The organism is Shewanella phaeophyticola, assembly GCF_025398315.1.
GTDB classification, from domain to species: domain Bacteria; phylum Pseudomonadota; class Gammaproteobacteria; order Enterobacterales; family Shewanellaceae; genus Shewanella; species Shewanella phaeophyticola.
Genome location: NZ_JAODOQ010000001.1, coordinates 2,253,447 through 2,266,636, shown reverse-complemented (window position 1 = coordinate 2,266,636; position 13,190 = coordinate 2,253,447). Strand labels below are relative to the sequence as shown.

General features: G+C 41.7%; 8 protein-coding genes and 3 pseudogenes. 7 read left to right on the top strand and 4 right to left on the bottom strand.

Annotated features, from left to right (window positions below; translation table 11 throughout):
- Nucleotides 1–22 precede the first annotated feature (22 nt).
- The 5 genes and pseudogenes from odhB to N4T56_RS10575 all read left to right on the top strand — a co-directional run bounded on the left by odhB (nucleotide 23) and on the right by N4T56_RS10575 (nucleotide 4,331).
- Nucleotides 23–1,216: a 2-oxoglutarate dehydrogenase complex dihydrolipoyllysine-residue succinyltransferase gene (gene odhB, locus N4T56_RS10590; RefSeq protein ID WP_261733197.1), complete on the top strand. Its 1,194-nt coding sequence runs from the start codon at nucleotides 23–25 to the stop codon at nucleotides 1,214–1,216.
- Nucleotides 1,217–1,292: 76 nt separating this feature from the next.
- A pseudogene (gene sucC, locus N4T56_RS10585) lies at nucleotides 1,293–2,460 on the top strand (ADP-forming succinate--CoA ligase subunit beta).
- Nucleotides 2,460–3,333, top strand: a pseudogene (gene sucD / locus N4T56_RS10580) (succinate--CoA ligase subunit alpha). Before sucC ends, sucD begins: the two co-directional pseudogenes overlap by 1 nt.
- A gap of 70 nt (nucleotides 3,334–3,403) precedes the next feature.
- On the top strand, nucleotides 3,404–3,694 hold the full coding sequence (locus N4T56_RS22750) for an AEC family transporter (protein WP_390904037.1): 291 nt from the start codon (nucleotides 3,404–3,406) through the stop codon (nucleotides 3,692–3,694).
- Nucleotides 3,636–4,331 carry an AEC family transporter gene (locus N4T56_RS10575; RefSeq protein WP_390904036.1) on the top strand — a complete coding sequence of 232 codons (696 nt, stop codon included), beginning with the start codon at nucleotides 3,636–3,638 and terminating at the stop codon, nucleotides 4,329–4,331. Before N4T56_RS22750 ends, N4T56_RS10575 begins: the two co-directional genes overlap by 59 nt.
- Before the next feature lie 59 nt (nucleotides 4,332–4,390).
- On the opposite strand, the gene fur is transcribed toward N4T56_RS10575, so the two are convergent.
- The gene (gene fur / locus N4T56_RS10570) at nucleotides 4,391–4,822 is read right to left on the bottom strand and encodes a ferric iron uptake transcriptional regulator (protein WP_188916637.1); all 432 of its coding nucleotides are present in this window, start codon (nucleotides 4,820–4,822) and stop codon (nucleotides 4,391–4,393) included.
- 357 nt (nucleotides 4,823–5,179) lie between these two features.
- On the opposite strand from fur, the pseudogene cobB reads away from it, so the two are divergent.
- Both cobB and N4T56_RS10560 read left to right on the top strand, forming a co-directional pair.
- Nucleotides 5,180–5,911: pseudogene (cobB, locus tag N4T56_RS10565) on the top strand (Sir2 family NAD+-dependent deacetylase).
- 1 nt (nucleotide 5,912) lies between these two features.
- Entirely contained in the window at nucleotides 5,913–6,386 is a 474-nt protein-coding gene (locus N4T56_RS10560; RefSeq protein ID WP_261734800.1) for an AAA family ATPase, read from the top strand.
- 50 nt (nucleotides 6,387–6,436) lie between these two features.
- Here the strand turns inward: N4T56_RS10560 and N4T56_RS10555 are convergent, their stop codons facing one another.
- The 3 genes from N4T56_RS10555 to ggt all read right to left on the bottom strand — a co-directional run bounded on the left by N4T56_RS10555 (nucleotide 6,437) and on the right by ggt (nucleotide 13,098).
- Nucleotides 6,437–8,533 carry a bifunctional 2',3'-cyclic-nucleotide 2'-phosphodiesterase/3'-nucleotidase gene (locus N4T56_RS10555; protein ID WP_261733196.1) on the bottom strand — a complete coding sequence of 699 codons (2,097 nt, stop codon included), beginning with the start codon at nucleotides 8,531–8,533 and terminating at the stop codon, nucleotides 6,437–6,439.
- Nucleotides 8,534–8,948: 415 nt separating this feature from the next.
- Nucleotides 8,949–11,120: a M3 family metallopeptidase gene (locus N4T56_RS10550; protein WP_261733195.1), complete on the bottom strand. Its 2,172-nt coding sequence runs from the start codon at nucleotides 11,118–11,120 to the stop codon at nucleotides 8,949–8,951.
- 220 nt (nucleotides 11,121–11,340) lie between these two features.
- The gene (ggt, locus tag N4T56_RS10545) at nucleotides 11,341–13,098 is read right to left on the bottom strand and encodes a gamma-glutamyltransferase (RefSeq protein WP_261734799.1); all 1,758 of its coding nucleotides are present in this window, start codon (nucleotides 13,096–13,098) and stop codon (nucleotides 11,341–11,343) included.
- Nucleotides 13,099–13,190 lie beyond the last annotated feature (92 nt).

Genomic DNA, 13,190 nt, shown 5'->3' with positions numbered 1-13,190 from the left:
TTTATATAAAGGGAAGCTTTCAATGAGTATCGAAATTAAGGTACCCGTATTACCAGAATCAGTTGCTGATGCAACGATTGCTACTTGGCATGTTAAACCTGGTGAAGCGGTCACTCGCGATCAAAACTTAGTTGATATCGAGACTGATAAAGTTGTTTTAGAAGTGGTTGCGCCAGAAGACGGTTCTATCTCTGAATTGTTATTCCAAGAAGGCGACACGGTTTTAGGCGAACAAGTTATTGCTCACTTTGTTGCAGGTGTTGTGTCTGGTCAAGAAGTGACTAAAGCAGAAGCGCAAGCTCCTGCTGCAGCAAGCGAAGCGGCAAGTGATGAGTCAAGCGATGCATTAAGCCCATCGGTACGTCGTTTAATTGCGGAGCATAATCTTGATGCTGCCAATATTAAAGGCACTGGTGTTGGTGGACGCATTACTAAAGAAGATGTTGAAGCCTTTGTTAAGTCTGCACCAGCTGCGAAAGCCGCTCCGGCAGCAGCACCGGTTGCGCCGTTAGAAGGTCGCAGCGAAAAACGCGTTCCAATGACTCGTTTACGTAAAACCATTGCAACGCGTTTATTAGAAGCTAAAAACTCTACGGCAATGTTAACCACGTTTAATGAGGTGAACATGAAGCCAATCATGGATATCCGTAAGCAATATCAAGATATCTTTGAAAAACGTCATGGCATCCGTTTAGGCTTTATGTCTTTCTACATTAAAGCGGTTACAGAAGCGCTTAAACGTTTCCCTGAAGTTAACGCATCAATCGATGGTGATGACATTGTGTATCACAACTATTTCGATATCAGCATCGCAGTATCAACTCCGCGTGGCCTAGTGACACCGGTATTACGTGATACCGATACCATGAACTTAGCTGAAATCGAAAAAGCGGTACGTGAGTTAGCCATTAAAGGCCGTGACGGAAAACTTTCTGTTGCAGATATGACGGGCGGTAATTTCACGGTGACTAACGGTGGTGTTTTTGGTTCGCTAATGTCTACCCCAATTTTAAATCTGCCACAAAGCGCAATCTTAGGCATGCATGCCATTAAAGATCGCCCAATGGCAGTGAATGGTCAGGTTGAAATCCTGCCTATGATGTACCTAGCACTCTCTTATGACCATCGCATTGTAGATGGCCGTGAGTCAGTTGGCTTCTTAGTCGCGATTAAAGACTTCTTAGAAGATCCAACTCGTCTGCTACTTGATCTATAAGTCAGTAGATAAAACCCTCGTCGCTGGCTCAGGTTGAGCCAGTTGGATTTGATTAGAAGTATATGGATAGATCATCATGAATTTGCATGAGTATCAGGCAAAAGCGTTATTTGCCGAATATGGTTTACCAGTCTCTGAAGGTTTTGCATGTGATACAGCTCAAGAAGCAGTAGAAGCAGCTGGCCACATTGGCGGAGATTTATGGGTAGTTAAGTGTCAAGTACACGCCGGCGGCCGCGGTAAAGCGGGTGGCGTTAAAGTGACTGGCAGTAAAGACGAAATCAGAGCATTCGCTGAAAACTGGTTAGGTAAAAACTTAGTGACTTACCAGACTGACGCCAATGGTCAACCAGTGGCTAAAATCCTAGTTGAAAGCTGTACTGATATCGCCAACGAATTGTACTTAGGTGCAGTCGTTGACCGTAGCACACGTCGCGTTGTGTTTATGGCATCAACTGAAGGTGGTGTTGAAATTGAAAAAGTGGCTGAAGAAACGCCAGAACTTATTCACACTGCAATCATCGATCCGTTAACAGGCCTCACAAGCTTATCAAGCGCGTGATCTTGGCTTCAAGTTAGGCTTAAACCCAACTCAAATGAAGCAGTTCACCAAGATCTTCATGGGTCTTGCGAACATGTTTAACGATCACGATTTCGCATTATTAGAAATCAATCCACTTGTTATCACCACTGAAGGTAACCTTCACTGTTTAGATGGCAAGATTGGTATCGATGGTAACGCATTGTTCCGTCAGCCAAAAATCAAAGCGATGCACGATCCATCTCAAGATGATGCTCGTGAAGCGCATGCGGCTAAATTTGAATTAAACTATGTTGCTTTAGATGGCAACGTAGGTTGTATGGTTAACGGTGCTGGCCTAGCAATGGGCACAATGGACATCGTAAACCTACACGGCGGCAAGCCAGCTAACTTCTTAGATGTTGGCGGTGGAGCAACCAAAGAACGTGTTGCTGAAGCATTTAAGATCATTCTTTCTGACAGCAATGTTAAAGCCGTATTGGTGAACATCTTCGGTGGTATCGTACGTTGCGATATGATCGCTGAAGGTATCATCGGTGCAGTGAAAGAAGTGGGCGTTAAAGTGCCAGTCGTTGTACGTCTTGAAGGTACTAACGCTGATTTAGGTCGTGAAGTTTTGGCGAAATCTGGTCTTGATATCATCGCGGCAACCAGTCTAACTGACGCGGCTGAGCAAGTAGTTAAAGCTGCGGAGGGCAAATAATGTCTGTTTTAATTAACAAAGATACCAAGGTAATCTGTCAAGGTTTCACTGGTGGCCAGGGTACTTTCCACTCTGAGCAGGCGATTGCTTATGGCACGCAAATGGTTGGTGGTGTTTCTCCTGGAAAAGGTGGTCAAACTCACCTAGGTCTTCCTGTGTTCAACACTGTTAAAGATGCAGTAGCGGCAACAGGTGCAACTGCAACTGTTATCTATGTACCTGCACCATTTTGTAAAGATGCAATTCTTGAAGCAATCGATGCAGGCCTTGAGCTCATCGTTTGTATTACTGAAGGCATCCCTACACTTGATATGCTACAAGTGAAAGTGAAGCTAGAAGAAACCGGCACTCGCATGATTCGATTCTAACTGCCCAGGTGTTATCACTCCTGGTGAATGTAAGATTGGTATTATGCCTGGTCACATTCACAAGCCTGGTAAAGTGGGTATTGTTTCACGCTCTGGTACATTAACGTACGAAGCGGTTAAGCAAACAACTGATGAAGGTTTCGGCCAATCTACTTGTGTAGGTATCGGTGGTGATCCAATTCCTGGTACTAACTTCATCGACGTATTGGAAATGTTCCAAAACGATCCACAGACTGAAGCGATTGTGATGATCGGTGAAATCGGTGGTAACGCTGAAGAAGAAGCGGCTGCTTATATCAAAGCAAACGTAACTAAACCTGTAGTATCTTACATTGCCGGTGTAACGGCACCAGAAGGTAAGCGTATGCAGCATGCTGGCGCAATTATCGCTGGCGGTAAAGGTACTGCTGAAGACAAGTTTGCGGCTTTAGAAGCTGCAGGCGTAACCACTGTTCGCTCTTTAGCTGACATTGGCAAAGCATTGCGTACTAAAACTGGCTGGTAATCACTGACTAGCTGCTTAATAAAAGGCGCTTCGGCGCCTTTTTTATTGCCTGTTTAGATGGATTTAATTGATGGCCATTGTGAATATTATTTTTCCGATTATGTTTATAGTTGCATTGGGCTATGGGCTTACTCGCGCTGGATTTTTTAGTAAAGATCATATTGCTGGGCTGAGCAAATTTACCTTTTATGTCAGTATCCCTGCGTTTTTATTTACCAATATGTTGGCGGCGCCATTTGCCCAAAGTATTGATCCATCATCTTTATTGGCTTTTTATTTACCCGTGTTATTTGTGTTTGCTGTTGGGTACCAAATTAATCGATATTTTGGCGAGAAAACTCAACAGCGCAGCGACGCTTAGCGCAGTTTATGCGTTAGGTTGTAGTTATTCCAACACTGTGATTGTTGGTTTGCCTGTGATTACGGCTGCGTTAGGTAAAGCAATGATTGGTTCCATATTTATGATCATTACTTTTCATAGTGCGTTTTTATTTGCGTTAACTTTTATATTGGCTGCGCGCTCGCAACAACATGGGTTTTCATGGCGTAATTTTACCCGTTCAATGGTGTTAAATCCGGTGGTATTAAGTATTAGTCTTGGGATTATCGCTAATGGTTTAAATATTGACTTAGGCGAGCAACTTGATGAAGGCCTATCATTATTAGCCAAGCCTGCTCTGACCTGTGCCTTATTTGTGTTGGGGGCTAACCTTAGTTTTTATAGGATAGGTGATAATTGGCGTTTTGCTTTGCTAGCCAGTGTTTTAAAAATACTGTTGTTGCCGGCTTTGGTTTATGTGATGGCAAATTGGGTGTTTGAGTTTTCTGAACAAAATAGCGTCATGTTAGTGTTGTTAAGTGCATCACCGTTAGGCGTAAATGCTTATCTTATCGCCACCGAAATTAAGCAATATCAATCAACCTTAGGGAGCACAGTGGTGTTATCTACTTTATTATCTGTGTTGAGCTATAGCTTATGGTTGATGTGGTTGGTATAGCAGAAATGATAGACAATAAAAAACCAGCAAGATTGCTGGTTTTTTGCATAACACACTGACTATTCGTCGGCGTGATCGCAAGTGTCGTTGGTGCAGTGACCATAAAGATATAAACTGTGGTGAGTCAGTTTAATATTATGACGCATGGCAATTTCGTCCTGGCGACGCTCAATCACTTCATCAGAAAACTCAATCACTTTATCACAGGTTAAACACACCAAATGGTCATGGTGTTGTTGTGTCGACATTTCAAATACGGCTTTGCCACTTTCAAAATGATGACGATTTAGGATCCCAGCATCGTCAAATTGGTTTAATACGCGATATACCGTTGCTAGGCCAATCTCTTCGCCAACTTCGAGCAACTTTTTATATAAGTCTTCGGCACTGATATGCTGATTCTCAGGCTCTTGCATCAGTTCTAGGATTTTAACTCGCGGCAGGGTTATTTTTAATCCGGCTTTTTTTAGCGCTTGATTTCCATCTGTCATTGCTAATCTCTTGATTGCAGAACCCATCGGTTCATCGGTGGATAATCTGATCATTATATGTCTTGAATATAAAAACATAAACCTCTTAACGCGCTTAATCAACCTATATGCAGAATATTTAGTAAAACATTTGCTTTAGTTGAACATATTGACGAGTTATATCCTTAATATCAGCTATATACTTACTAATACTAAGGGATTATTGCACCCGTTAAATGTAAGGTTATGATGAGACTATGTGATTTGTAGATGAAAAAACTTTTCGATTTCATTGTAGAGTTTAAGGATATTGACCCAGAAAGTGTTAATGTTAAATCAGAGATATATGTAAATGATAACAACAATAAAGGACGTAACATGTACCGGCAAATTGTGGTACTGACCGGCGCGGGGATTTCAGCTGAGTCAGGCATTAAAACCTTTCGTGATCAACATGGCTTATGGGAGGAACATCATATAGAGGATGTTGCGACACCCGAGGGCTATGCCCGAGATGTCGAGTTGGTTGAACGTTTTTATAATTCACGCTGGCAGCAACTCCACAGTGGTGAAGTGTTACCCAATGCAGCCCATGAGGCGTTAGCCAAATTGGAGGCTGAATTTGACGGTGAATTACTTGTCATTACTCAAAATGTTGATGATTTGCATGAGCGAGCGGGTTCTCGTCGGTTATTGCATATGCATGGCGAATTATCTAAAGGCCGTTGCCCACAGTCATTACAAACGTTTGCATTACGTGAACCTTTTGGTGTAGATAATTGCTGCACTTGTTGTATCCCAGGTAAACGTTTACGACCACACATTGTATGGTTCGGCGAAATGCCTTTTGGTATGGACAGAATTCATGATGCATTAGATCATTGTGATTTATTTATTGCCATTGGTACATCGTGAATCGTATATCCTGCTGCTGGTTTTGTCGATTCTGCAAATCATCATGGCGCACAAACGGTTGAAGTTAATTTATTGGCCGCAGACAGGCACAGTCAATTTCAGTATCACTTAACCGGTAAAGCGGGGGAGATAGTGCCAAAGTTAGTGGACAAAATTCTTGCAGGTGAGGTGATTGGCAGTGACACAGCAGACTGAAATGCTAGACTCTCAAGGTGCTAATGCTAAGGTCGCAATTATTATGCGTGGTTTACCCGGTAGTGGTAAGTCATATTGGGTTGAGCAGTACATTAATTCATTAGGCATTGAACAGTCATTCCACATTCGACAATATGGCTATTTTTCAACTGATAATTATTTTTATGTCGATGGTGAGTATCACTTTAATCCACAAAAGTTAGCCCAGTACCATCAAGCTAATTTAACCGGCTTTATTGAAGCATTAGCATGCCAAGAACCTGTGGTGATTTGTGATAATACCAATGTGGCTTTATGGGAGTTCATGGCTTATGAAGCTGCGGCAAGAGCGTTAGGGTATCAGGTTCGTGTCGTGTTAGTGGGTCAACCTAAAAATGCAGAGCATCAACAGTTATGCGCTGAGCGAAATCGTCACCATGTTCCGTTGAGTCATATTCAAAAAATGGGGCACTTATTTGAAATGTCACATGATTAACGCAATAAAAAAGGCGCTAAAAGCGCCTTTTTTGTATCATTGTCAATGTGTTATTGCGGTGCAATAGGAGTAGTTAGGTCGATGCTATAAATAGCAAAACCTGATACTACGTCATCAGTTGTTGGCAACTTAACCATTTTGCGCTGTTGATTTTCTGCAACAAACTTATCGGCTAATTCGCTGTCCTGGGTTTCAAAACGAATGTCTAATGCAACGGTAGCATTGTCGATAGTTTTAAAGTCCCAGTTGTAATCAGCAGATGGGTCAACCATTGCATCATATCCGCCATTAGCATTAGGTTGCGACTCGTCAGTTATATAAGCAGACAATGCATCACGGTTAGTATCGGGTAGTTCAAGCACTACGTGATCAGAGCCGGTGCCAGCAAATGAACCACCAAACGCGCGGTAGTTATTTGACGCCACAACAAATGACATTGCAGCTAATTCGTCACCAGTGATCACATTACCTTCATCATCAGTGTAAGCTAAATCAACAATACGATTAGCATCGGCATCAACCACTTCACAGCTACGGTCAAACTTGCTTGGTTGAGTCACGTCAATTTTATACGTTAAGCCATCGATAACATCAAAGTTATACGTTGGGTGACCAGAGCGGTTAATTAAGCTTTGTGGAGTACTCACGGTTGGGTCAATTTGGTTAAATTGGTTGGCTGAACATTCAAGCCAATCTTTTAACTCTGCACCTGTTGCTTTTACTGCAACCATAGTATTTGGATAAAGGTATAAGTCAGCCGCGTTTTTGTACGACAAGTCACCAGCAGGCACTTGCACATATTGGCTTGCATCACCTTCAGCATAACGTCCACCGGCTTTAAACGGTGCTGATGCAGACAGAATTGGTAAGTCTTTTAAATCATCAGTGATTAAGGCTTCTACTCGGGCGATTTGTGCATTTGATACAATTTGAACGGTAGGATCATCTTGTACTAATGTTAAAAAGCTATACATGTCAGCAGCAGCAACACCAATGGGTTGGCTTACATATTCAATGGTACCGTTATGTTCTACTTCAATCGCATCACGTAAACTGTCTTCACCATCAACTAAAGCCACTTTATTTGTGTTGTCGTAAATTGGACGTGCAATTGCAGTTGATTCTTCATGAATGACAGTCCATTTGTCTTCAACTTGGCGTAATACTAGATCAACAACACCAAGGTTGTCACCCCAACGACCAGGCATAACAGCAGGCACCCCGTTTAATAAGCCTTTTTCTACGTCAGTGTTTGGTAAGTCACTGTAAGTTGCAGATGGGAATACCGAGTGGCTGTGACCGAAGAAGATTGCATCAATGCCATCAACATTGGTTAACGCGTAAGTCGCGTTTTCTGCCCATGGATCACCTGGGTTTTCGCTCGAACCAATACCTGAATGCGGAATGGCTAAAATAATATCAGCGCCTTCAGCTTGCATTTGTGGTACAAATTTATTTGCTGCTTGAACAATACCTAATACTTCGACCTTACCTTCTAAATTCGCTTTATCCCATTGAAGGATTTGAGGTGGTACAAAACCGATATAACCAATTTTAATCGTGTGCTCGTTACCATCAACGTCAGTAACGACTTTATCTTTAATGATATATGGGGTGAACATGTTTTCATTAAATAACACCTCATCCCAACAACCGTCTTTGTCTGCACAAATTACGTTAGCGTTAATATAAGGGAAGTTAGCACCGTCTATTGATTGTTCTAAGAATGATAAACCGTAATTAAATTCATGGTTACCAATATTACCCACTTCATAGTCAAGCGTGTTCATTGCTTTGTAAACTGGATGAGTATCGGTAAGTATATCGCTTTCGGTTTTGAATTTATTTGCAATATAGTCGCCCATCGGACTACCTTGTAATAAATCACCGTTATCGACTAATACTGAGTTTGTGACTTCTGCACGAGCAGCATTGATTAGGCTTGCCGTGCGCACAAGGCCAATGGTTTTATCTTCACTACCTGAATAATAGTTATAATCCATCATATTAGTATGAAGATCAGTAGTTTCCATGACGCGTAAATTAATATCTGCGCTAACAACACTTTTGTTATCGTTGTCAGAGTCACAAGCTGTCATGCCCATGGCGCCAGCAATAACAACGGCTAGTAGTTTTTTATTTAACATATTTGTCTCTCTGTTTTTTGACCCCGAGGCGTACTTTTTTGTTTTTGCCTCATACGTAGTGTTACCATTTGTTATCAATATGATGAAAAAGTGAAAACACTGAGAGCGAGTATAAACATGGTAAGTGAATAAATTGTGATGAAACGCCAATTTAATTTAAATAAAAGGTGCGTTTGCTCAATTATTCTTCGTTATTAGAGACTTTTTGATGTGTTATAATGTAACTCACATGGAATATAAGATAAATAAATTAAAGTTTATGCTTAATATTCATAATTAACTATGAATGAGATTAATATTTAAGAAGGGAGGTGGATGATAAATTTATTTGAATATATATTAAAATAGCGTGTTTTTATATTCGCAATGACCTTTCAATCATTGCGAATATAATATAACTTAAGCTAATTATCGCTTATTTTAAAAAGCCTCTGCTACGCAATAACGGTTCAATACCAGCTTCTTTCCCTCTAAACTTTTTGTAAAGTTCCATAGGATCTGCGCTGCCACCTTTTGATAAAATATTATCGCGGAATTTTTGTGCCGTTACCGGATCAAATATGCCGTTTTCTTTAAAGGCCTCAAACGCATCTGCGCCAAGAATGTCAGACCAAAGGTAGCTGTAATAACCTGCAGAATATCCGCCAGCAAATATGTGCGAGAAATACGTGCTGCGATATCGTGGGGCAATTTCATTAATCAATGCCATCTTGTTTAATGATGCTTGCTCAAATTTAGCGGCATCACGAAGCGTATTATCTTCTAATGAGTGCCAATCTAAATCGAGGTAAGTCGCCGCCATGTATTCTACGGTGGAAAAGCCTTGGTTAAATTGGCTCGCAGCCTGGATCTTCTCAATTAATGATTGCGGGATCACTTCACCTGTTTGATAGTGTGTGGCAAATTGAGCCAGCACTTCTGGTTGGGTCATCCAGTTTTCCATCACTTGTGATGGGAACTCAACATAATCACGTGGTACTGCAGTACCTGATTGAGAACGATATTTCACATCAGACAACATACCGTGTAATGCATGACCAAACTCATGGAATAGGGTGCTTGCTTCATCAAAGGTTAATAACGCTGGTTCATCGCCTGCTGGGCGAGGAAAGTTAAGTACGTTAACCACAATCGGCTTAGAATCAACACCGTTCATATCATATTGCTTGCGGTACGAGTTCATCCATGCGCCGCCACGTTTACTTGGACGCACAAAGTAATCGCCCATAAACACAGCCATCAGGCTGCCGTCTTTATCGTAAATTTCCCAAGTGCGAACGTCTGGGTGGTATGTCGGCAAATCATTGCGTTCTTTTACTGTAATGCCATATAAACGATTTGCAGTATAGAAGACACCTTTTAGGGTGTTATTAAGCGAGAAATATGGCTTGGTTTGTTGTTCATTAAAGCTGTATTTCGCTACGCGTATTTTGTCAGAATAATACCACCAATCCCAAGGTTGGATGGTAATGTCAGCACCTTGTGCATCAACTAAAGCCTGCATGTCGCTGACTTCATTGTTGGCTTTTTTGATAGCAGCAGGCCACACTTTATCAAGTAACTTGTATACGTTTTCTGGGGTTTGTGCAGTGCGTTCTTCGAGTACAAAGTGGGCATGACTTTGGTAGCCCATCAGTTGTGCTACTTCAGCGCGTAATGCCGCAACCTTAGCTAAAATGGCTTTGTTATCTTGCTCATTATCGTTATTACCTCTCGATATATATGCTTTATATATCTTTTCACGTAATTCACGGTTATCAGCGTAAGTTAAAAACGGCGTAATTGATGGACGATGTGTCGTAAATACCCATTTGCCTGGATGGCCTAAGCGAGTGGCTCTGCGGGCTGCGGTATCAATGACATCTTGAGGTAAGCCAGACAATTCTTCTGGGTTATCTATTACCAGTTGGAATGCATTGGTTTCAGCAAGTAAGTTATCTGCGAAAGCGAGGTTTAATTTACCAATCCGTTCATTTAAATCACGTAATTTATTTTTATCATCAACTGATAAATTCGCCCCGCCGCGAGTAAAAGCACGGTAGGTATCGTTTAGGAGTTTAGCTTCTTCGATATTAAGTGATAAGTTTTCGCGCTGGTTATAAACCGTTTTGACACGTTGAAACAATTTATCGTTTAAGTAGATATCATCTCTAGATGCCGACAACTTAGGTGAAATTTGCTTTGAAATGTCTTGTAGAGCTTCGTTGGTGTTGGCACCGGTTAGATTAAAAAATACCGAAGAGACTCTGGTTAGCAAATCGCCTGAGAACTCTATTGCCTCGATAGTGTTGGCAAATGTCGGCGCTTGAGGATTATTAGCAATAACCGCGATCTCTTGCTGTAATTCTGCAATACCGGCCTCAAAGGCTGGCATATAGTCGTCCGTAGTAATTTTAGCAAAGTCTGGCATTTCGAAAAATGTGCCGTAAGGCTTAAAAAACGGATTATCAGCATGTTGTTGTTTTATTTGCTCAGCTGTTAATGGCGCTTCTACAGACGCTTGTTGCGGTGATGAAACAGAGCATGCATTTAGTGCGAAAATTAACGCAATGCTGGCGACAATAGGCTTAAGGGTTGCTCCCTTCATAAGGTGTCCTCTTGATTAGGTTTTCTATCCTCAATAATGAGCAATAAAATGTGAGTCGTGTTTATTTTGATTTTTCCGACAACATTTTACTTATTTAGACGTGAAGATGATGAATGTAGATGTAAAGATTTTAATTAGTTTGTAACAAAAAAACCGAGTAGCCTGAGCTACTCGGTTTTAATTGGGTTATTTATCAATCTTTATGACATTAGTTGTAGTGTTAATGACCTATTGCCGCTGAGCCTGAACGTCTTGGGTCTGACGAACCAAAAATACCTTGTTCGGTCACCATAATCGATTGAGTGCTGCCTATCGATTGCTGGGTTTTAACTTGGTGGCCTTTTGCTTCAAGCAGTGAAATGGTATCGCGGTTTAATGTATGCTCAGCCCAAATAAAGTCTGGTTGCCACTGATGATGAATACGTGCCGCCGCCGTAGCTTCGGCAATATTCAACTTATGGTCAATTACATTCATAATAATCTGTAAGGTGATGTTGATAATGCGCGAACCTCCTGGGCTGCCAGTGACAATAAATGGTTTGCCTTCTTTCATCACAATGGTTGGGCTCATTGAGCTTAATGGACGTTTATTGCCTTGCACGGCATTGGCGTCACCACCAATTAAACCATAACCATTTGGGGTTCCCGGTTTAACTGAAAAGTCGTCCATTTCATTGTTTAATAAAATCCCGGTACCTTTTGCCACTAATCCAGAACCATAGCTAAAGTTAAGGGTATAAGTGTTAGCTACTGCATTACCCCATTGGTCAACTACAGAATAGTGGGTGGTTTGATCGCTCTCATACCCAGCAATTTTACCCGGTTTAATTTCACTGCTTGGGGTCGTTTTGTTAATTGCGATTTTATCGGCAATGGTGTCGGCGTATTCACGGCTGGTTAATTGTTCAACCGGAATGCTGACAAAGTCAGGATCACCCAAAAACTCGCTGCGATCGGCATAGGCGTACTTCATGGTTTCAGCCATTAAATGCAGCGTATTGGCAGTATTGTGACCTAATTGATCGATAGGAAACTTCTCGAGTACATTCAGCATCTCAATAATGTGAATTCCACCCGATGATGGAGGCGGCATTGAGACGATTTCATAACCACGATAATGACCGCGAACAGGCTCTCGTTCAACCACTTTATAGTTAGCTAAATCTTGTAAACTCATTACGCCGCCCGCTTCCTTTACTGCCGTGACGATTTTCTGTGCCGTTTCACCTTGGTAAAATCCGTCAGTGCCTTTTTTGGCAATCAGTGATAACGAATGCGCAAGCTCTGGCTGCTTTAAAATTTCATCAACTTGATAGTCACTGCCATCAGCATGGTAAAAAATTTCAGCTGAACTTGGCCATTGTGAAATACGCGATTTTAAGCCACTTAAAGAATTCGATAAATCTGAAGTGACGACAATGCCATCTTTCGCTAATTTTATCGCAGGCGCGATGACTTGCTTTAAAGTCATGGTGCCATATTGTTGTCTTGCAAGCTCCATCCCCATCACGGTACCAGGCACACCCACAGCTAAACCATGTTCACGGCTTAGTTTATCAACAGCGTTACCTTGTTCATCTAAAAAGATATCTTTATGCGCTTTACTGGGAGCTGTTTCTCGGTAATCTATCGCGATGGTTTTATTTTGTTCGGCTAAATGCACCAACATAAAACCGCCGCCACCTATGTTACCCGCACGAGGCAGCGTTACCGCAAGTGCATAGCCTACCGCCACCGCGGCATCAACAGCGTTACCGCCTTGCTTTAAAATATCAACACCAATTTGGCTGGCGATCGCTTCTTGACTTGAGACCATGCCATGTTTGGCATAAATTGGCTGGGCGGTTGCCATTTCGCTGAAAATAGAGGTTTCATTAGCATAAGAAGGCGTACTATTTAGAACGGGGTAGCACAAGGTGACAGATAATGCTGCGCTAAGTAATAAGGGGTTCAATTTAGGGAGTCGTTTCACGATCATTCCTTGGTGTTGATTTATTTGATTAAGTTGTAGAACATGCCACATGACTGTGACAATTTGTATGAGAATTTAAATCAATCTATTTAAGCATT

What these genes read in the sequence shown, in the direction of transcription:
- N4T56_RS10550 (WP_261733195.1), bottom strand. Translation starts at nt 11,120, where the DNA reads ATGAAGGGAGCAACCCTTAAGCCTATTGTCGCCAGCATTGCGTTAATT.
- fur (WP_188916637.1), bottom strand. Translation starts at nt 4,822, where the DNA reads ATGACAGATGGAAATCAAGCGCTAAAAAAAGCCGGATTAAAAATAACC.
- N4T56_RS10555 (WP_261733196.1), bottom strand. Translation starts at nt 8,533, where the DNA reads ATGTTAAATAAAAAACTACTAGCCGTTGTTATTGCTGGCGCCATGGGC.
- odhB (WP_261733197.1), top strand. Translation starts at nt 23, where the DNA reads ATGAGTATCGAAATTAAGGTACCCGTATTACCAGAATCAGTTGCTGAT.
- ggt (WP_261734799.1), bottom strand. Translation starts at nt 13,098, where the DNA reads ATGATCGTGAAACGACTCCCTAAATTGAACCCCTTATTACTTAGCGCA.
- N4T56_RS10560 (WP_261734800.1), top strand. Translation starts at nt 5,913, where the DNA reads ATGCTAGACTCTCAAGGTGCTAATGCTAAGGTCGCAATTATTATGCGT.
- N4T56_RS22750 (WP_390904037.1), top strand. Translation starts at nt 3,404, where the DNA reads ATGGCCATTGTGAATATTATTTTTCCGATTATGTTTATAGTTGCATTG.